We start from the raw sequence: 18,745 nt of genomic DNA on the forward strand, positions 1-18,745 counted from the left end.
CATGTATGGCCGTCCGGGCGGTTAGGCTCATTGCTCGATGGACGTACACATTGCGGAGCGCGAGCACCGCTCCGGCCTCGAGGGGGCGGAGCGGCGGTTGCGTTTTCCGTGGCGGCGGGTGTCGGCGATCGGGGGCGTGTGCGTCGTCGTGGTGCTGCTGGTCAGCGCGTTCGTGGTGCAGCCGTTCCTGATCCCCAGCGGGTCGATGGAGGGCACCCTGCGGCCGGGGGACCGGATTCTGGTCAACAAGCTGGCGTATCGATTCGGCGATGCCGGGCCGAAGCGCGGCGACGTCGTCGTCTTCGACGGGACCGGCACCTTCAGCGAGGAGCAGCCGCAAGGCAATCCGGTGACCGGGATGCTCCGCAAGGCCGCCTCGGCGGCCGGTCTCGCCGAGCCCGCCGAGACCGACTACGTCAAGCGCGTCATGGGCGTCGGCGGCGACCGCGTCACCTGCTGCGACAAGCAGCTGCGTATCACCGTGAACGGACGTCCGGTGGACGAGAGGGCGTACCTTTATCCCGGTGATACGCCGTCGCGAGTACGTTTCGATGTTGTGGTGCCGACCGGGAAGCTGTGGGTGATGGGCGATCACCGCAGCGATTCGCGTGACTCGCGCGATCTGCTCGGGGCACCCGGCGGGGGGATGGTGCCCGTGGACCGGGTGATCGGCAGGGCCGACTGGATCGGCTGGCCCCTTGGGCGCTGGAGCGCCGTGGGGCAGGGCAGGCATGGGTAGTCACGCCAGGCCGAAGCGCTCGCGTGGCCGCGCGCCCGCGTACACCGGCAGGGCGGACCGGCGCCGGCTGGCCCGTAAGGTCAAGCGGAAGCGCAGGCGGTCCGCGATCAAGGAGATCCCGCTGATCGTCGGGGTCGCCCTGATCATCGCTTTGGCGATAAAGACATTTCTCCTCCAGGCCTTTGTGATCCCGTCCGGGTCCATGGAGCAGACGATCAAGATCGGCGACCGGGTGGTCGTGGACAAGCTCTCCCCGTGGTTCGGGTCGAAGCCCGAGCGCGGGGACGTCGTCGTCTTCAAGGACCCCGGCAAGTGGCTGCAGCGCGACCCCGCGGCCCAGCAGAGCCAGAACAACGACCCCCCGGGCATCAAGCAGGCCAAGGCGGGCCTCACCTTCATCGGGCTGCTGCCGTCCGACCGCGACCAGGACCTGATCAAGCGGGTCGTCGGTACGGAAGGGGACCGGGTCAAGTGCTGCGACAGCAGCGGCCGGGTCACCGTGAACGGCACGGCGATCACCGAGCCGTACCTCTATCCCGACGACAAGCCGTCGCAGGAGTCCTTCGACGTCACGGTCCCGTCCAACCGGCTGTTCGTCATGGGCGACCACCGCAGCAATTCCGCCGACTCCCGCTATCACCGGACCGACGGCTACGAGGGGACGGTTCCCGAGGAGAACGTGGTCGGCAAGGCCATGGCCATCGCCTGGCCGTTCGGTCACTGGCGCGGCCTCCAGCAGCGGGACACCTACGCGTCTGTGCCGGATCCGGTCGCCGGGGCACATAGTGTGTCCTTGAAGAAATCGACGGATACAACGCAAGAGAACGTCCCCCTCCCGACTCCTGCGGAACTCCCGCTCGTTATCGGAGTGGTGGGCCTGCACCGGTGGCGGGGCAGGCAGTGGCGAGACTTGAGGAGTGGATGTGGGGGACGTGGCAGTCGGCGCCCGGTCCGGACATGGCGAGCCCGAGGACGCCGGTGACCAGCACGCCGGTGATCAGCACGTCGGCGACCAGCACAAAGACGGGTCTCCCAGCGGCGGAAAGAACAAGGTGAAGAAGAAGGAACGCTCGTTCTGGAAGGAACTCCCGATCCTGATCGGCATCGCCCTCGTCCTGGCGCTGCTGATCAAGACCTTCCTGGTCCAGGCCTTCTCGATCCCGTCCGACTCCATGCAGAACACCCTGCAGCGCGGCGACCGCGTCCTGGTCGACAAGCTCACCCCCTGGTTCGGCTCCAAGCCGGAGCGCGGCGAGGTCGTCGTCTTCCATGACCCGGGCGACTGGCTGAACGGCGAGGAGGCGCCCGAGGCCCCCGGCGGCGTCGTCGGCGGCATCCAGAAGGTGCTCAGCTTCGTCGGCCTGATGCCCTCCGCCGAGGAGCAGGACCTGATCAAGCGGGTCATCGCCACCGGCGGCGACACGGTCGAGTGCAAGGGCACCGGCCAGGTCAAGGTCAATGGCAAGGCGCTGGACGAGACCGACTACATCTTCCCCGGCAACACCCCCTGCAGCGACAAGCCCTTCGGCCCGGTCAAGGTCCCCGACGGGATGATCTGGGTCATGGGCGACCACCGTCAGGACTCCCTCGACTCCCGCTACCACGAGCAGTCGCCCGACAAGGGCTTCGTCGACGAGGACCTGGTCGTCGGCCGCGCCTTCGCGGTGGCCTGGCCGGTGAACCGCTGGGACTGGCTGTCCATCCCCAGCACCTTCGAGCAGGTCCCGAGCGCGGCCGCGGGTGCCGCCGGGCCGGCGGCGCTGGGTCTGGCCGGGGCCGTACCGCTGGTGCTGCTGCGCAGGCGGCGGCTGCTGGCGAAGACGCGGGCCCAGGTCAATGTGGTCGATCATGTGAAGGCTGATCACGATGCAGTCATGAAGGGCTGACGCCGCCGATACCCCTGGGTAGGGTGCGGTTCCATGAGCAGCAGCAGGACAGCACGCGCAGGTCGTACGCCTTCTTCCGCGGGAGCGGCGAGAAGACGTGACCACCGCACCGACAGCGTGGTGTCCGGCATCGCGGTCGCGCTCGGCTGCCTGCTCTTCCTGGGCGGCTTCGCCTGGGGCGCGATCACGTACCAGCCGTATACGGTCCCGACCGACTCGATGGCCCCGACCGTGGGCGCGGGCGACCGGGTGCTGGCGGAGCGTACGGACGGCGCTGACGTGCGCCGCGGCGACGTGGTGGTCTTCAAGGACAAGGCGTGGGGCGACCTGCCCATGGTCAAGCGGGTGGTCGCCATCGGCGGCGACACCGTGACCTGCTGCGACAAGCAGCAGCGCATCAAGGTCAACGGCAAGGCGATAACCGAGCCGTACGTCGACGGCGCGCAGCGCGAAGGCCAGGACGGCTTCCCGGCGGTGAAGGTGCCCGAGGGGAAGCTCTTCCTCCTCGGCGACCACCGCGCGGACTCGCTGGACTCACGCGAACACCTGTCGAACGCGGCGAAGGGCTCGGTGGCGCGGGACGCGGTCCGCGGCCGGGTCGAGGGCACGGTGTGGCCGCTCGGCGGCGCCGGGACGCTCGAGCCCGCGGAGGGCTTCGCGGGGCTGCCCGGCGGGGTGACGGAGCGGGGGCCGCTGCGATTGATCGTGTGGGCCGTCTTCGGCGGGGCAGTGATGATCCTGGGTGGCGCGGCGTACGGGCCGGTCGCCCGGCGGATCCGCGGGAGGTGAGGGTGACCGGTGGCTGAGGCCGAGGCTGAGCTGCGCAGGGTGGCGCGGGTGATCCTGCTGGACCCGGATGACCGGATCCTGCTGCTGCACGGCTGCGAGCCGGCGGACCCGTCCGACGACTGGTGGTTCACGCCGGGTGGCGGTGTCGAGGGCGACGAGACCCGCGAGCAGGCCGCGCTGCGCGAGCTGGCGGAGGAGACGGGCGTCAGCGGCGTCGAGCTGGGCCCGCTGCTGTGGCGGCGGATCTGCTCCTTTCCCTTCGCCGAGCGGCGCTGGGATCAGGACGAGTGGTACTACCTGGCACGGTGTGACCGGTTGGTCGCAGCTGCCGTGGCGGTGGGTGGCGACGGCGCCGGCGAGGGCCTGACCGAGCTCGAGCGGCGCAGCGTGACGGGATTGCGCTGGTGGACGTACGCGGAACTGTCCGCCACCCGTGAGACCGTGTACCCCACCAAGCTGGCCGCCCTGCTGGGGCAGCTGCTGGAAGAAGGACCTCCGATCAGTCCAGTGCTCCTCGAGACGGAGCGGGTCTGACGCACAATGGGGGCACGTACGGCGGAAGGGGAACAGCCGATGAGCGCCGAAGACCTCGAGAAGTACGAGACCGAGATGGAGCTCAAGCTCTACCGGGAGTACCGCGATGTGGTCGGGCTGTTCAAGTACGTGATCGAGACGGAGCGGCGCTTCTACCTCACCAATGACTACGAGATGCAGGTGCACTCGGTGCAGGGTGAGGTCTTCTTCGAGGTCTCGATGGCGGATGCGTGGGTGTGGGACATGTATCGGCCGGCGCGGTTCGTCAAGCAGGTGCGGGTGCTCACGTTCAAGGACGTGAATATCGAGGAGCTGAATAAGGCGGATCTGGAGATGCCGTCGGAGGAGCTCGGCGGGTGAGGTCTCGGGTGACGGAGTTTTCCACAACCGACGGGTAATCCACCGGAACGGCCCAAGATCGACTAGCTGATTACGCACCCCGGCAGAGTCATCGCCGGAGGTGAGGCCGATGCCGAACGCACGGCAGGCGATCGGGCAGTACGGGGAGCGGCTGGCGGAGCGCCGCCTGACCGCGGCCGGGATGACGATCCTGGAGCGGAACTGGCGCTGCCGGGCCGGCGAGGTCGACCTGGTGGCGCAGGACGCCGACACCCTGGTCCTCTGCGAGGTCAAGACCCGCAAGGCCACGGCGTACGAGCACCCGATAGCAGCCATCACCCCGGAAAAGGCCGCGCGGCTGCGCCGCCTCGCGGAGGAGTGGCTGGCCCGCAATGGCGGCCCACCGGCGGGCGGCGTCCGCATCGACCTGATCGGCATCGTGATCCCCGACCGGGGCGCCCCGGTGGTCGAGCACGTCCGGGGGGTGGCCTGATGGGCTTCGCGCGTACGTGCTCCGTGGCCCTGGTCGGTGTGGAGGGGGTGGTGGTCGAGGTCCAGGCCGACCTGGAGCCAGGGGTCGCCAACTTTGCCTTGGTCGGCCTCCCCGACCGCAGCTTGGTGGAGAGCCGCGACCGGGTGCGGGCCGCGGTGATCAATTCGGGCGCCGAGTGGCCGCAGAAGAAGCTGACGGTGGGGTTGAGCCCGGCGGCGGTGCCGAAGGGTGGGAGCGGGTTCGACCTGGCGGTTGCTTGTGCGGTGCTGGGGGCGGCGGGGCGGGTGGATCCCCGGGTCCTGACGGACCTGGTCATGGTGGGCGAGCTGGGTCTGGACGGCAGAGTGCGGCCGGTCCGCGGCGTGCTCCCCTCGGTCCTGGCCGCGGCCGACGCCGGATATCGGCAGGTGGTGGTGCCGGAACGGACGGCCACCGAGGCGGGTCTGGTGCCGGGCATTTCGGTGCTGGGTGTGCGGAGCCTGCGGCAGCTGATCGCCGTGCTGAATGACGAGTCGCCGCCGGAAGAGGAGCCGGAGGACGGGCCCGAGCCCGGCGCTCCCGATCCGCTGCTGGCCGGGCTCGCGGTGCCCGCGCTCGGCATCGGTGCCGGACTCCCGGCTGACGAGCCGACGCCTGACCTGGCCGACGTGGCCGGGCAGCACACGGCGCGGAGGGCGCTGGAGGTGGCAGCCGCCGGTGGTCATCACCTCTTCTTGAAGGGACCGCCGGGCGCAGGGAAGACGCTGCTTGCCGAGAGGCTCGTCGGCATCCTCCCGCCGCTGACGGAAAAGCAGTCGCTCGAGGTGACGGCGGTGCACTCGGTCGCCGGCACGCTCCCCGCCGGGCAGCCGCTGATGGATCGGGCGCCGTACTGCGCACCCCACCATTCCGCATCCATGGCAGCGATCGTCGGCGGCGGCACGGGGTTCCCCCGCCCCGGAGCGGTCTCGCTTGCCCACCAGGGCGTGCTGTTCATGGACGAGGCCCCCGAGTACCGGCCGCAGGTGCTCGACGCGATGCGGCAGCCGCTGGAGTCCGGCCATGTGATCGTGGCCAGGGCCGCGGGGATGATGCGGATGCCCGCCCGGTTCCAGCTGCTGCTGGCGGCGAATCCGTGTCCGTGCGGCAGGCATGGCCTGGACGCCGAGGGCTGCGAGTGCCGCCCGCAGTCGGTCCGAAGGTATGCCGCCCGCCTCTCCGGGCCGCTGATGGACCGCATCGACCTGCGGGTCACCGTCCAGCCGGTCTCCCGTGCCGATCTCACGGGTGATGGCACACGGGGAGAGTCCAGCGCGGTTGTCGGCGAGCGGGTGCTCGAGGCCCGCTCCCGCGCTGCCACCCGCTATCTGGGCACTCCTTGGATGACGAATGGGGAGGTGCCCGGGCATGAGCTGCGCACCCGCTGGCCGGTCGCTTCCGGCGCGCTGTACGAGGCGGAGTGCGACCTGGAGCGCGGGCTGCTCACCGCCCGCGGCCTCGACCGGGTGCTGCGCGTTGCATGGACGTCCGCCGACCTCGCCGAGCGCGACCGGCCCACGGCCGAGGACGTGAATTTCGCGCTGGAGATGCGTACGGGCGTGGCCCGGGGCGTGACGATGGCGGTCCGGCCGTGACAGGGGGAGAGGAGCTGCTCGCGCGGGTGGGGCTGGCGCGGTTGGTGGAGCCTGGGGATGAAGGGGCCGGGCGGATGGTGCGGGAGCGTGGGGCCGGGGTGGTGTGGCGGGCGCTGGCGGGGCCGGGGGCGGTGCCGGAGTGGGTGGGGGAGCGGCGGGCGGTGAATGCACGGGCCCGGGCGGCTGCGTACGACCCCGCGGACGACCTGGCCAGAATCGAGTCGCTCGGCGGGCGCTTCGTGTGCCCGGGCGACCGTGAATGGCCCCACCAGCTCGACGACCTGGGCGACGCCGCCCCCCTGGGGCTGTACGTGCGCGGCCGCCCCGACCTGCGACTGTGGGCGCTCTCCTCGGTCGCCGTCGTCGGCGCCCGCGCCTGCACCGAGTACGGCGCCCACGTCGCCGCCGAGCTGGGCGCGGGCCTCGCCCGGCGCGGCTGGGTCGTCGTGTCCGGAGCCGCGTACGGCATCGACGGCGCCGCCCACCGCGGCGCCCTGGCCGCGAACGGCGCCACCGCGGCCGTCCTGGCCTGCGGCCTCGACCGCTGCTACCCACCCGGCCACACCGAGCTCGTAGAGCGCATCGCGGAGCAGGGCCTGCTGATCGGCGAGCTGGCACCCGGCACCCACCCCACCCGCGCCCGCTTCATCCTCCGCAATCGCGTCATCGCCGCGCTCACCCGCGGCACCGTCGTGGTCGAGGCCGAGCACCGCAGCGGGGCGCTCTCGACGGCCCGGTGGGCGCAGCGCCTCGGCCGGGTGACGGGCGGCGTGCCGGGGCCGGTCACGTCCGGGCTGTCCGCGGGGGTGCATGAGCTGCTGCGCGGCGAGGGCGTGGTGGTGACCGACGCGGACGAGGTGGTGGAGCTCGTCGGGCGGATCGGTGCCGACCTCGCGCCGGCGCGGCGGGGTCCGGTGGTCGGCCGCGACCTGCTGCCGGCCGTCGCGGCGCGGGTGCTGGAAGCGCTGCCCGCGCGGGGGAGCGCGGACTGCGGGGCCATCGCGCGGAGTTCGGGCGCGCGGCGCCAGGAAGTGCTGGGCAGACTTTATGAGCTGCTGTCACTCGGATACGTGGAACGTGTGGGCGATCAATGGAGGTTGACCAGGGTGGGGTGAGGGCACCCCATCGGGTGGTGAGGCGGTCCTTGATCTGGGGCGATCGGGTGAAAAGGTGGAGGTGATGCCAGAGTTCGGACTCCACGCCCCGCGTACGCGAGAGCACTCCGCCGCCGCGACGGTAACCCTGGGGTGCGGTCGGCGGAACGTATCTTCGCACCGATCAACCGGCCTCGGTCGCCCTCCGCGATGCGCCGGTCACGCTACGCTCACGTGGTCCTCCCCCGCCCCACCGACCCCCCGCCCCGCTCGGCGGGGACCCCCCGCTCCCGCTGCACCCTCCCCAGAACGGCACTGAACGACGCATGCCCCAGCACATCTACGGGTCCGAGCACGCCGCCGCGCCTGACGCGGCACCGGACCCCGTGCGTCCGGCGGCGCCTGCCTCACTGGAGGAGCTGTGGCGCTCCTACAAGGAGAGCGGGGACGGGCGGCTGCGGGAGCAGCTGATCCTGCACTACTCGCCGCTGGTGAAGTACGTGGCGGGCCGGGTGAGCGTAGGACTGCCGGCCAATGTGGAGCAGGCCGACTTCGTCTCGTCGGGAGTCTTCGGGCTGATCGACGCGATCGAGAAGTTCGACCCGGAGCGGTCGATCAAGTTCGAGACATACGCCATCACCCGGATCCGTGGCGCGATGATCGACGAGCTGCGGGCGCTGGACTGGATCCCCCGTTCCGTACGGCAGAAGGCCAAGGCCGTGGAGCGCGCCTACGGGACGCTGGAGACGGCGCTGCACCGCACGCCCTCCGAGGCCGAGGTGGCCACGGAGATGGACATCAGCCTGGAGGAGCTGCACGGCGTCTTCAGTCAGCTGTCCTTCGCGAATGTGGTCGCCCTGGAGGAGCTGCTGCACGTCAGCTCCGAGAGCGGCGACCGGCTCAGCCTGATGGACACCCTCGAGGACACCGCCGCCGACAATCCGGTGGAGGTCGCGGAGGACCGCGAGCTGCGGAGGCTGCTGGCGCGGGCGGTGAATACCTTGCCCGATCGCGAAAAGACCGTGGTCACGCTGTATTACTACGAGGGGCTCACGCTCGCCGAGATCGGTCAGGTGCTGGGGGTCACCGAGAGCCGGGTCAGCCAGATCCACACCAAGTCGGTGCTGCAGCTGCGGGCGAAGCTGGCTGATTCGGGGCGCTGAATCGTTCCCTGCGGCTGCCCGCTGGGCGGTATCCGGTGCCTGTCGAGGCGTCCGGGCAATACAGTGGATGTGTGCCCAGGATTCGAGCGGCCTCGGTGGCCGAGCACCGGACGATGCAGCGGGACGCCTTGCTGGAGGCGGCCCGATCACTCCTGTCCGAGGGCGGCACGGAGGCGCTGACCTTCCCCGCCCTCGCCGAGCGGACCGGCCTGGCGCGGTCGTCCGTCTACGAGTACTTCCGCAGCCGCGCGGCCGTGGTCGAGGAGCTGTGCGCCGTCGACTTCCCCGTATGGGCGGCCGAGGTCGAGACGGCCATGGCCACAGCCGCTGCCGCGGGCCCCGCGGCACAGGTGGAGGCCTACGTCCGCAGCCAGCTCTCGCTGGTCGGCGACCGCCGGCACCGGGCCGTGGTCGCCATTTCGGCGCTCGAGCTCGACGACTCCTCCCGGGAGAAGATCCGCGCCGCGCACGGAGGTCTCGTCGCGATGGTGGTCGAGGCCCTGAGCGCCCTCGGCCACGCGGAGCCGCGGCTGGCAGCCATGCTCCTCCAGGGCGTCGTGGACGCAGCAGTCCGCAGGATTGAGCTCGGCGCCGAGCCCGCAGAGACGGTCGCGGAGGCGGCGGTGGCGATGGCGCTGCGAGGGGTGCGCGGCAGCTGACCGACGCCGCGGTCGCGCTGTGGGGTTTGGCCCCGTCCCAGTGCTGGACCTGCCGCCCCGGGCGGACCTGCCGCTCGGCCGGGCCTGCCGGGCCGCGGTTCGGTGCTTCGGGGGGCGGGGAGAGCTGGGTGGGGTTGGGATCCCGAGCACCGGCAGCAAGCGGGAATGGCCTCCGCTGAGTATGTCCGCCGGTAGGAGTGCCAGCGGGTTGAGGTAGGTCTTGCCTCGGCGTAGGCCCCAGTGCAGGCAGCCCTGCGGGCAGTGGGAGGGGACGGGCTGGAGGATGCCCACCAGCTCGCCTGCTGCCACGCGGTCGCCCTTGGCTACCGTGGGCCTGACCGGTTGGTACGTGATGCGCAAGGGTGGCTTGCCTGAACCGGTGAGGTCGATGGCGAGCACGCCTCGGCCCGCCACCTGGCCTGCGAAGGCCACCTGCCCCGCTGCTGCGGCGCGCACCGGGGAGCCAGGGCCGGCGATCAGGTCCACACCTCGGTGGCCCGGTCCGTATGCCGTCCGGGGAGGCTCGAAGCTGCGCGCGAGGGTGGGGCGGGCGCCTGGTGTGCCTCCGTCCAACGGCCAGGCCCGCCCGCCGGCGGGCCCGATCCGGTCCCCGGGCCGATCCCAGCCGGCCGGCTGCCCACCCGGCCTGGCCGAAGCTGCCGGCCCGCCCGCCCCACCGCTCGGCTCCGCCCCCACCCCCGTGCGGGGCGGAGCCGCGGTGGCCGTGGTGGCCGTGGTGGCCACGGTGGCTGTGATGGCCGCGGTGGCTGCGGCGGTGGTGGTGGTGGCTGTGGCGGTGGCGGTCAGCAGCGCCATCGCCAGGGCGGCAGCGAGCAGCCGCCGACGATCTGATCGGCGCTCTGCCCGTAGCCGTCCCGCCAGGCCCGCGCCCAGCCGCCCCGCCACGCCTGCGCCCAGCCGCCCGGCCAGCCCTGCGCCCACCCGTCCCACCACCCCTCTCTCCCCTCGCTCAGCAGAGCACGAAGGGTGTCGGTGACGTGGCCTGCGATGGTTCATGCCCGGCAGACTGTCCTGCCGGAGGTCCACCGCGGGGATCTTGGTAGCCGGCTGTGGATAACTCCTCGGTTGGGGAGAATCCCATCACCCTCGACGAGGGACGGGCGGGGGCGGATGGGCGGGCGGATAGGCGCCGGTCAGAACCCCTTCCCCAGTCCCGTACAATCTTTATGGCGACTCGGCTGAGCCGGGTCGACTTCGCACACCCCGCCACCGGCCGGACCAGGCAAAGGCACAGCCAACCGCCAGGTTCATCCGTGGCCGCGACTCTCGGTCCACTGTCCTCGTGGCAGCGGCACTCGCGTCGGGGTGTCAGGACAGCGCCGGCCGACCGGCCGCGCGCGTAAACCGAGTACATGAGGAGTACGGCCATGGCCGTCGTCACGATGCGGGAGCTGCTTGAGAGCGGCGTCCACTTCGGTCACCAGACCCGTCGTTGGAACCCGAAGATGAAGCGTTTCATCTTCACGGAGCGCAACGGCATCTACATCATCGACCTGCTGCAGTCGCTGTCGTACATCGACCGCGCCTACGAGTTCGTCAAGGAGACCGTCGCGCACGGCGGCACCGTGATGTTCATCGGCACGAAGAAGCAGGCGCAGGAGGCCATCGCCGAGCAGGCCACCCGCGTCGGCATGCCCTACGTGAACCAGCGCTGGCTGGGCGGCATGCTCACCAACTTCTCCACCGTCTACAAGCGTCTGCAGCGCCTCAAGGAGCTCGAGCAGATCGACTTCGAGGATGTGGCCGCCTCCGGCCTCACCAAGAAGGAGCTGCTCGTCCTCTCCCGTGAGAAGGCGAAGCTCGAGAAGACCCTCGGCGGTATCCGCGAGATGCAGAAGGTGCCGAGCGCCGTCTGGATCGTGGACACCAAGAAGGAGCACATCGCCGTCGGCGAGGCGCGCAAGCTGCGCATCCCGGTCGTCGCGATCCTCGACACCAACTGCGACCCGGACGAGGTCGACTACAAGATCCCGGGCAACGACGACGCCATCCGCTCCGTCACCCTGCTCACCCGCGTGATCGCCGACGCCGTCGCCGAGGGCCTCATCGCCCGTTCCGGTGCCGCGCAGGGCGACCAGAAGGCCGAGAAGGGCTCCGGCGAGCCGCTGGCCGAGTGGGAGCGCGACCTGCTCGAGGGTGAGAAGAAGGCCGAGGAGAAGGCCGACGAGAAGCCGGCAGAGGCTGCCGCGACCGAGGCTCCGGCCGCCGCTGAGGCGCCCGCTGCCGAGGCCCCCGCCGCCGAGGCCGCTCCGGAGGCCCCCGCCGCCGAGGCCGCCCCCGAGGCGCCCGCCGCCGAGGCCCCGGCCGGCGAGCAGGCCTGACCAGAGCCCGGACCTGGTCAGGACCCGGTGTCCTGACCAGGACCCGGCCCTGACCAGGGCTTTCGTCAACCTTTTCCCGTAACAGACCTTCGAGAAGAAGAGAACTCCAGGAATCATGGCGAACTTCACCGCCGCCGACGTCAAGAAGCTCCGTGAGCTCACCGGTGCCGGCATGATGGACTGCAAGAAGGCGCTCGACGAGGCCGGTGGCGACGTCGACAAGGCCGTCGAGGCGCTCCGCATCAAGGGCCAGAAGGGTGTCGCCAAGCGTGAGGGCCGCAGCGCCGAGAACGGCGCCGTCGTCTCCCTCATCGCCGACGACCACTCGACCGGTGTGCTGCTCGAGCTGAAGTGCGAGACCGACTTCGTCGCCAAGGGCGACAAGTTCGTGACCGTCGCCGACGCCCTCGCCGCGCACGTGGCGAAGACCTCCCCGGCCGACCTCGACGCGCTGCTCGCCTCCGAGATCGAGGCCGGCAAGACCGTCCAGGCGTACGTGGACGAGGCCAACGCCACCCTCGGCGAGAAGATCGTCCTGGACCGCTTCGCGCAGTTCAGCGACGGTTACGTGGCCGCGTACATGCACCGCACCTCCCCGGACCTGCCGCCGCAGGTCGGCGTCCTCGTCGAGCTCGACAAGGAGAACGCCGAGGTCGCCAAGGACGTCGCGCAGCACATCGCCGCCTTCGCGCCGAAGTACCTCACCAAGGACGACGTCCCGGCCGAGGTCGTCGAGGCCGAGCGCCGCGTCGCCGAGGAGACCACCCGCGCCGAGGGCAAGCCGGAGGCCGCCCTGCCGAAGATCGTTGAGGGTCGCCTCAACGGCTTCTTCAAGGAGGTCACCCTCCTCGGCCAGCCGTTCGCCAAGGACAACAAGAAGTCCGTGGAGAAGGTGCTGCAGGAGGCGGGCGTGAGCCTCAAGCGCTTCGCCCGTATCCGCGTCGGCGCCTGAGCGTCCGGCAGCCGTAAGCGATCGAGGCCGTAAACGGCTGAGTCGTACGGCCAAGGCTGCCCCGTCCCGCTAGGGTCGGGGCAGCCGCTGAAGTGACAGGGAGGCCATTGCCGAAAAGGTGTCTTGGGAGACAAGACCCCGCGGCAATGGCCTTCTTGCTACGTGCACGAGGAGAAACCCATGAATGACGGCGCTGACCACGACAAGACCGGCGAGCACAAGCGCGGAGGACGGTTTCTGCTGAAGCTGTCCGGCGAGGCCTTCGCCGGCGGTGGCGGCCTCGGCGTCGACCCGGACGTCGTGCACAAGATCGCCCGCGAGATCGCCTCGGTCGTACGGGACGGGGCCGAGATCGCCGTCGTCATCGGCGGCGGCAACTTCTTCCGCGGCGCCGAGCTGCAGCAGCGCGGCATGGACCGGGCCCGCTCCGACTACATGGGCATGCTCGGCACGGTCATGAACTGCCTCGCCCTCCAGGACTTCCTGGAGAAGGAGGGCATCGACTCCCGCGTGCAGACCGCGATCACCATGGGCCAGGTCGCCGAGCCGTACATCCCGCTGCGCGCCGTGCGGCACCTGGAGAAGGGCCGCGTCGTCATCTTCGGCGCCGGCATGGGGATGCCGTACTTCTCCACCGACACCACCGCCGCCCAGCGCGCCCTGGAGATCGACGCCGAGCTGCTGCTGATGGGCAAGAACGGCGTGGACGGGGTGTACGACGCCGACCCGCGCACCAACCCCGGCGCGGTGAAGTTCGACGCCCTGGAGTACGGCGAGGTCATCACGCGCGATCTCAAGGTCGCCGATGCGACCGCGGTCACCCTCTGCCGCGACAACAAGCTGCCCATTCTCGTCTTCGAGCTGCTCGCGGAGGGCAATATCGCCCGCGCCGTGAAGGGTGAGAAGATCGGCACGCTGGTGAGCGGCCACGGCACCCGCGCCTAGGCCCTCCATAGGGGTATGGACAACCGCCTGCCGGTCGGACACCGTGCAGACGTAAGAGAACGACACGTGCGCAAGGGCGTGCCCGACGCTCACTGAAGAGACCAGGAGCCAGTGGTGATCGAAGAAGCCCTCCTCGAGGCCGAGGAGAAGATGGAAAAGGCCGTGGTGGTCGCGAAGGAAGACTTCGCCGCCATCCGCACCGGCCGTGCGCACCCGGCGATGTTCAACAAGATCGTCGCCGACTACTACGGGGCCATGACGCCCATCAACCAGCTGGCGTCGTTCTCCGTTCCCGAGCCGCGGATGGCCGTGGTGACCCCGTTCGACAAGAGCGCGATGCGCAATATCGAGCAGGCGATCCGCGATTCCGACCTCGGCGTCAACCCGTCGAACGACGGCCACATCATCCGGGTGGTCTTCCCGGAGCTGACCGAGGACCGCCGCAAGCAGTACATCAAGGTCGCCAAGACCAAGGCCGAGGACGCCAAGGTCTCCATCCGCTCCGTGCGCCGCAAGGCCAAGGAGACGATGGACAAGGCGATCAAGGACGGCGACGTCGGCGAGGACGAGGGCCGCCGCGGCGAGAAGGAGCTCGACGACGCCACGCACAAGTACACGGCGCAGATCGATGAGCTGCTCAAGCACAAGGAAGCGGAGCTGCTCGAAGTCTGATGAGCGACTCTCGATGGGGTGCTCCCTCGAGTCCCGGCTACTGGGGACCACCCGACCAGGGGCCCGCTCCGGCGGGTCCCGTGCACGGCGAGGCTGATGCGGCGCAGACTCGGCCCATGCCCGTAGTGCCTGATGGCGGTCCTGGTTCCGCCCCCGACGGTGTGCCCGGTGGCAGCGGCGAGGACCAGGAGGGGACCCGGGTGACCGGGCCCCTCTTCCGCGATGACGGCCGCGCTGACGGCTCCGGGGCGCAGGACGAGCCGCCGCCCGTACGGGACGCCGCCGCCGGCGCCCCGGCCCCGGAGCCCGCACCCGCCCCGGAGCCCGCGCCCGCCCCGGAGTCCGCACCTCCGCCGCGCAAGCGCCGCGGCGGCCGCGACCTCGGCGCGGCCATAGGCGTCGGCCTCGGCCTCGGCGCCGTCGTGCTCGCCGCGCTCTTCATCTACAAGGTCGTCTTCGTCGGCGTGATCGCCGCCGCGGTCGTCGTCGGGCTGTGGGAGCTCACCTCGCGGCTGCGCGAGCGCAAGGAGATCAAGGCGCCGCTGGTGCCGCTCGCCATCGGCGGCGTGGCGATGGTCGTCGCCGGCTATCTGCGCGGCGCCGAGGGCGCCTGGGTGGCGATGGCGCTGACCGCGCTCGCGGTGCTGGTGTGGCGGATGACCGAGCCGCCGGAGAACTACCTGCGAGACGTCACCGCCGGCGTCTTCGCCGCGATCTACGTGCCCTTCCTCGCCACCTTCGTCGCGATGATGCTGGCGGCGGACGACGACGGTCCGTACCGGGTCTTCACCTTCCTGCTGCTGACGGTCGCCTGCGACACCGGGGCGTACGCGGTGGGGTACAAGTTCGGCACCCACAAGCTGGCTCCGCGGATCAGCCCGGGCAAGACCCGGGAGGGGCTGCTGGGGGCGGCGCTCTTCGCGATGGCGGCGGGCGCGGTGTGCATGCAGTTCCTCATCGACGACGGCAAGTGGTGGCAGGGTCTGCTGCTCGGCCTGGCCGTCGCCGCCAGCGCCACCCTCGGCGACCTGGGCGAGTCGATGATCAAGCGCGACCTGGGCATCAAGGACATGGGCACGCTGCTGCCGGGGCACGGCGGCATCATGGACCGGCTCGACTCGCTGCTGCCGACGGCGCCGATCGTGTGGCTGCTGATGGTGGCGTTCGTGGGCTCCGGCTAGCGGTCCGCGCCGATACGGACCAAAGGCCCTGATCACCAAGGATGAATGTCCTGGCCATCAGGGCCTTTCGGCGTGCGTGGCGCTGACCTGTCACCCAACATCATGAGGGCGGGAGTAACGCCGTCCTGAGAGGTTGGAGCGCGCATGACGACGGAGACGCCGGAGACGGAAGAGGAGGGGCTGCCGCTCCCCGCGCGGCATCGCTTCCTGCGCCGCGCCGCCCTCCGCCGGCTCAAGCCGCGGCTGCGCGTCAGCGACGTCACCGTGACGCCCGAGCCGTCCGTGAAGCGCGCAGTCAAGGCCACCATGCTCGGCAATGCCATGGAGTGGTACGACTTCGGCGTCTACGCCTATCTCGCCGTCATCATCGGCAAGGTCTTCTTCCCGTCCGGCAACGACACCGCGCAGACGCTGTCGTCCCTCGCCACCTTCGCCGCGGCCTTCCTGGTCCGCCCCTTGGGCGGGATGTTCTTCGGCCCGCTGGGCGACCGGATCGGCCGTAAGAAGATCCTCGCCCTCACCATGATCATGATGTCGATGGCGACCTTCGCCATCGGCGTGCTGCCCACCTGGAACGCGGTCGGCATGTGGGCGCCGATCCTGCTGATCGTCTGCCGGATGGTGCAGGGCTTCTCGACCGGCGGCGAATACGGGGGTGCGGCGACCTTCATCGCCGAGTACGCCCCGGACAAGCGCCGCGGCTTCTTCGGCAGCTTCCTCGAGTTCGGCACGCTGATCGGCTACACGCTCGCGGCGGTGCTCGTCACCGTGCTGCAGACGTACCTCAGCAACGACCAGATGCTGTCCTGGGGCTGGCGGGTGCCGTTCCTGGTGGCCGCGCCGATCGGCCTGGTGGGGCTCTATCTGCGGCTGAAGCTGGAGGAGACGCCGGCGTTCCAGCACCTGGAGGAGGAGGGCGGGCCGGCCGACGAGGCGGAGAAGGTGCCGTTCCTGCAGCGGTTCGCCGGGCAGTGGCGGGCCGTCACGGTGTGCATCGCGCTAGTCGCCGCGTACAACGTCACCGACTATGTGCTGCTGTCGTACATGCCGACGTACCTGGAGGACACCCTCGGCTTCTCCGGAACCTCCGGGCTGATGGCCATCGTGGTCGTCATGGTGATCCTCATGGCGCTGATCAACCTGGTCGGCCGGCTCTCCGACGAGGTGGGCCGGAAGCCGCTGCTGATGGCCGGCTCCATCGGCTTCCTCGTCCTGTCGATGCCCGCCTTCATGCTGATCAAGACGGGCAGCTGGCCGCTGGTCTTCGCGGGTCTGCTGATCCTCGGTCTGTGCCTGCTGTGCTACCTCGCCTGCATGTCGTCGGTGCTGCCCGCGCTGTTCCCGACGGCGCTGCGGTACGGGGCGCTGGCCATCGCCTTCAACGTCTCCGTTTCGCTGTTCGGCGGCACCGCGCCGCTGGCCGTGGAGGCGCTGGTGAGCGTGACCGGCAACGATCTGATGCCGGCCTTCTACATGATGCTGTTCTCCGTGGTCGGCATCGTCGCGGTCTCCACGATGAAGGAGACCGCGGGCAAGCCGCTCAAGGGCTCCCCGCCCGCCGTGGCCACCCGCGAGGAGGCCGTGGAGCTGGTTCACGCACAGCACAACCGGAGCTGAGAGGTCCGGCATAGGGTGGCGCCACAGGCGAGCGCAGGGGGAGTGACGCGGCATGGCGGCGGAGCACACGGACACGATTTACGAGGCGATCGGCGGCATCGACGTACTGCGCCGGCTGAGCAACACCTTCTACGAGGCCGTGCTGGCCGACGAGGTGCTGGCACCGGTCTTCGCGGACTTCACCCCGACCCACATCGATCACGTGGCCGTCTGGCTGGCCGAGATCTTCAGCGGCCCCACCCGCTTCACGGACGACCTCGGCGGCCACCACACGCTGCTGGCCGCCCACCTCGGCCTGCACATCACCGAGGAGCAGCGGCTGCGCTGGATGGAGCTGATGAAGGGCGCCGTGGAGAAGGAGCTCCCGGATGACGAGCTGCTGCGCCGCCGGGTGACCGAGTATTTCGACTGGGGCACCAAGATCGCCCGCGATGTGTCCGCGGGCGCCCCGGGCACGGACCTGGGCGATCCGGGGCCCACTCCCCGCTGGGGCTGGGAGGGCCTCGCCTGAGGGCTGTTGGGGCCGCGGCCTGAGGCCTATTGCTGCGGCACAGGTCAGCGGGCCCGCTGTGGGACAATGGGCACATCATGCCAAAGCCCGGAGAGCTCACCTTTGCCGTACCCCGCGGGGCCACGAAGCCGCCGCGGCACCTTGCCGATCTCACTCCCGCCGAGCGCAAGGAGGCGGTGGCGGAGCTCGGTGAGAAGCCGTTCCGCGCCAAGCAGCTCTCGCAGCACTATTTCGCGCGGTACGCCACGGACCCCGAGCAGTGGACCGACATCCCGGCCGGTTCGCGGGCGAAGCTCGCCGAGGGGCTCTTCCCCGAGCTGATGACGGTCGTACGGCATCTGAGCTGCGACAACGACACCACCCGCAAGACGCTGTGGAAGATGACCGACGGCACCCTGGTCGAGTCCGTGCTGATGCGCTACCCGGACCGGGTCACCATGTGCATCAGCTCGCAGGCCGGCTGCGGCATGAACTGCCCGTTCTGCGCGACCGGGCAGGCCGGGCTGACCCGTAATCTCTCCACCGCCGAGATCGTCCACCAGGTCATGGACGGGATGCGGGCGCTCAGGGACGGGGAGGTCCCGGGCGGTCCTGCCCGCCTCTCCAACATCGTCTTCATGGGCATGGGCGAGCCGCTCGCCAACTACAACCGCGTCCTCGGCGCCATCCGCCGCCTCACGGACCCGGAGCCGGACGGCCTCGGGCTGTCGCAGCGCGGCATCACGGTCTCCACGGTGGGGCTGGTCCCGGCGATTAATCGACTTGCCGACGAGGGCCTGAAGTGCCGCCTCGCCGTCTCCCTGCACGCCCCCGACGACGAGCTGCGCGACGAGCTGGTGCCCGTCAACACCCGGTGGAAGGTCCGCGAGGTTCTGGACGCCGCCTGGGGGTACGCGGAGCAGTCCGGGCGCCGGGTGTCCATCGAGTACGCCCTCATCCGGGACATCAATGACCAGGCCTGGCGCGGCGACCGCCTCGGCCGGCTGCTCAAGGGCAAGCGGGTGCACGTCAACCTCATCCCGCTGAACCCGACCCCCGGCTCGAAGTGGACCGCCTCCCGGCCGGAGGACGAGAAGGCCTTCGTCGCGGCCATCGAGGCCCACGGCGTGCCCGTGACCGTACGGGACACCCGCGGCCAGGAGATCGAGGGGGCGTGCGGCCAGCTGGCGGCCGCTGAGCGCTGACGCTGGTCAGGGCACTGGTACGGTACTTTCGT

19 protein-coding genes and 1 pseudogene are annotated in these 18,745 nt (G+C 70.4%); 19 read left to right on the forward strand and 1 reads right to left on the reverse strand.

Translation table 11 applies throughout. From position 1 onward, the window contains the following. The first annotated feature begins 37 nt into the window (after positions 1–37). The 11 genes from lepB (ACNNMR_RS32360) (at position 38) to ACNNMR_RS32410 (ending at position 9,309) form a co-directional block, all read left to right on the forward strand. Complete coding sequence (lepB, locus tag ACNNMR_RS32360; protein ID WP_419998236.1) at positions 38–739, forward strand: signal peptidase I; 702 nt, start codon at positions 38–40, stop codon at positions 737–739. Next, positions 732–1,721 (forward strand): signal peptidase I, encoded by a 990-nt coding sequence (gene lepB, locus ACNNMR_RS32365; protein ID WP_419998237.1) that lies wholly within the window; start codon positions 732–734, stop codon positions 1,719–1,721. The genes lepB (ACNNMR_RS32360) and lepB (ACNNMR_RS32365) overlap by 8 nt, the downstream gene beginning before the upstream one ends. After that, positions 1,672–2,625, forward strand: coding sequence for a signal peptidase I (gene lepB, locus ACNNMR_RS32370; protein ID WP_420000556.1), 954 nt, complete (start codon positions 1,672–1,674; stop codon positions 2,623–2,625). Before lepB (ACNNMR_RS32365) ends, lepB (ACNNMR_RS32370) begins: the two co-directional genes overlap by 50 nt. Before the next feature lie 33 nt (positions 2,626–2,658). Next, positions 2,659–3,414, forward strand: coding sequence for a signal peptidase I (lepB, locus tag ACNNMR_RS32375; RefSeq protein ID WP_419998238.1), 756 nt, complete (start codon positions 2,659–2,661; stop codon positions 3,412–3,414). Positions 3,415–3,423: 9 nt separating this feature from the next. Beyond that, positions 3,424–3,948, forward strand: a complete 525-nt coding sequence (locus ACNNMR_RS32380; RefSeq protein ID WP_419998239.1) for an NUDIX hydrolase — start codon at positions 3,424–3,426, stop codon at positions 3,946–3,948. A gap of 39 nt (positions 3,949–3,987) precedes the next feature. Continuing rightward, the gene (locus ACNNMR_RS32385) at positions 3,988–4,308 is read left to right on the forward strand and encodes a DUF2469 domain-containing protein (protein ID WP_419998240.1); all 321 of its coding nucleotides are present in this window, start codon (positions 3,988–3,990) and stop codon (positions 4,306–4,308) included. A gap of 109 nt (positions 4,309–4,417) precedes the next feature. After that, positions 4,418–4,780: a YraN family protein gene (locus ACNNMR_RS32390; RefSeq protein WP_419998241.1), complete on the forward strand. Its 363-nt coding sequence runs from the start codon at positions 4,418–4,420 to the stop codon at positions 4,778–4,780. Continuing rightward, entirely contained in the window at positions 4,780–6,393 is a 1,614-nt protein-coding gene (locus ACNNMR_RS32395; RefSeq protein WP_419998242.1) for a YifB family Mg chelatase-like AAA ATPase, read from the forward strand. The genes ACNNMR_RS32390 and ACNNMR_RS32395 overlap by 1 nt, the downstream gene beginning before the upstream one ends. Then, positions 6,279–7,508: a DNA-processing protein DprA gene (gene dprA, locus ACNNMR_RS32400; RefSeq protein WP_419998243.1), complete on the forward strand. Its 1,230-nt coding sequence runs from the start codon at positions 6,279–6,281 to the stop codon at positions 7,506–7,508. Before ACNNMR_RS32395 ends, dprA begins: the two co-directional genes overlap by 115 nt. 305 nt (positions 7,509–7,813) lie before the next feature. After that, complete coding sequence (whiG, locus tag ACNNMR_RS32405) at positions 7,814–8,650, forward strand: RNA polymerase sigma factor WhiG (RefSeq protein WP_419998244.1); 837 nt, start codon at positions 7,814–7,816, stop codon at positions 8,648–8,650. A gap of 95 nt (positions 8,651–8,745) precedes the next feature. Next, positions 8,746–9,309 (forward strand): TetR/AcrR family transcriptional regulator, encoded by a 564-nt coding sequence (locus tag ACNNMR_RS32410; protein ID WP_420000557.1) that lies wholly within the window; start codon positions 8,746–8,748, stop codon positions 9,307–9,309. Positions 9,310–9,573: 264 nt separating this feature from the next. On the opposite strand, the pseudogene ACNNMR_RS32415 reads toward ACNNMR_RS32410, so the two are convergent. Beyond that, a pseudogene (locus tag ACNNMR_RS32415) lies at positions 9,574–10,326 on the reverse strand (peptidoglycan DD-metalloendopeptidase family protein); the annotation flags it as partial. A gap of 371 nt (positions 10,327–10,697) precedes the next feature. Between ACNNMR_RS32415 and rpsB the strand changes: the two are divergent. From rpsB to rlmN, 8 genes are all read left to right on the forward strand, one after another. Then, positions 10,698–11,651, forward strand: coding sequence for a 30S ribosomal protein S2 (gene rpsB / locus ACNNMR_RS32420; RefSeq protein ID WP_419998245.1), 954 nt, complete (start codon positions 10,698–10,700; stop codon positions 11,649–11,651). Between the two features lie 115 nt (positions 11,652–11,766). Continuing rightward, positions 11,767–12,603 (forward strand): translation elongation factor Ts, encoded by an 837-nt coding sequence (gene tsf / locus ACNNMR_RS32425; protein ID WP_419998246.1) that lies wholly within the window; start codon positions 11,767–11,769, stop codon positions 12,601–12,603. 180 nt (positions 12,604–12,783) lie between these two features. Next, positions 12,784–13,548, forward strand: coding sequence for a UMP kinase (gene pyrH, locus ACNNMR_RS32430; RefSeq protein ID WP_419998247.1), 765 nt, complete (start codon positions 12,784–12,786; stop codon positions 13,546–13,548). A 114-nt stretch (positions 13,549–13,662) separates the two neighbouring features. After that, positions 13,663–14,220, forward strand: a complete 558-nt coding sequence (frr, locus tag ACNNMR_RS32435; RefSeq protein WP_419998248.1) for a ribosome recycling factor — start codon at positions 13,663–13,665, stop codon at positions 14,218–14,220. Then, complete coding sequence (locus ACNNMR_RS32440; RefSeq protein WP_419998249.1) at positions 14,220–15,401, forward strand: phosphatidate cytidylyltransferase; 1,182 nt, start codon at positions 14,220–14,222, stop codon at positions 15,399–15,401. The genes frr and ACNNMR_RS32440 overlap by 1 nt, the downstream gene beginning before the upstream one ends. Before the next feature lie 144 nt (positions 15,402–15,545). Continuing rightward, entirely contained in the window at positions 15,546–17,018 is a 1,473-nt protein-coding gene (gene proP, locus ACNNMR_RS32445; RefSeq protein WP_419998250.1) for a glycine betaine/L-proline transporter ProP, read from the forward strand. 52 nt (positions 17,019–17,070) lie between these two features. After that, positions 17,071–17,529: a group II truncated hemoglobin gene (locus ACNNMR_RS32450; protein WP_419998251.1), complete on the forward strand. Its 459-nt coding sequence runs from the start codon at positions 17,071–17,073 to the stop codon at positions 17,527–17,529. Between the two features lie 77 nt (positions 17,530–17,606). Continuing rightward, positions 17,607–18,713, forward strand: coding sequence for a 23S rRNA (adenine(2503)-C(2))-methyltransferase RlmN (gene rlmN / locus ACNNMR_RS32455; protein WP_419998252.1), 1,107 nt, complete (start codon positions 17,607–17,609; stop codon positions 18,711–18,713). The last annotated feature ends 32 nt before the right edge of the window (positions 18,714–18,745 follow it).

Origin of the sequence: Streptomyces boninensis, assembly GCF_048572725.1 — a bacterium.
In the GTDB taxonomy this organism is placed as follows: domain Bacteria; phylum Actinomycetota; class Actinomycetes; order Streptomycetales; family Streptomycetaceae; genus Streptomyces; species Streptomyces boninensis.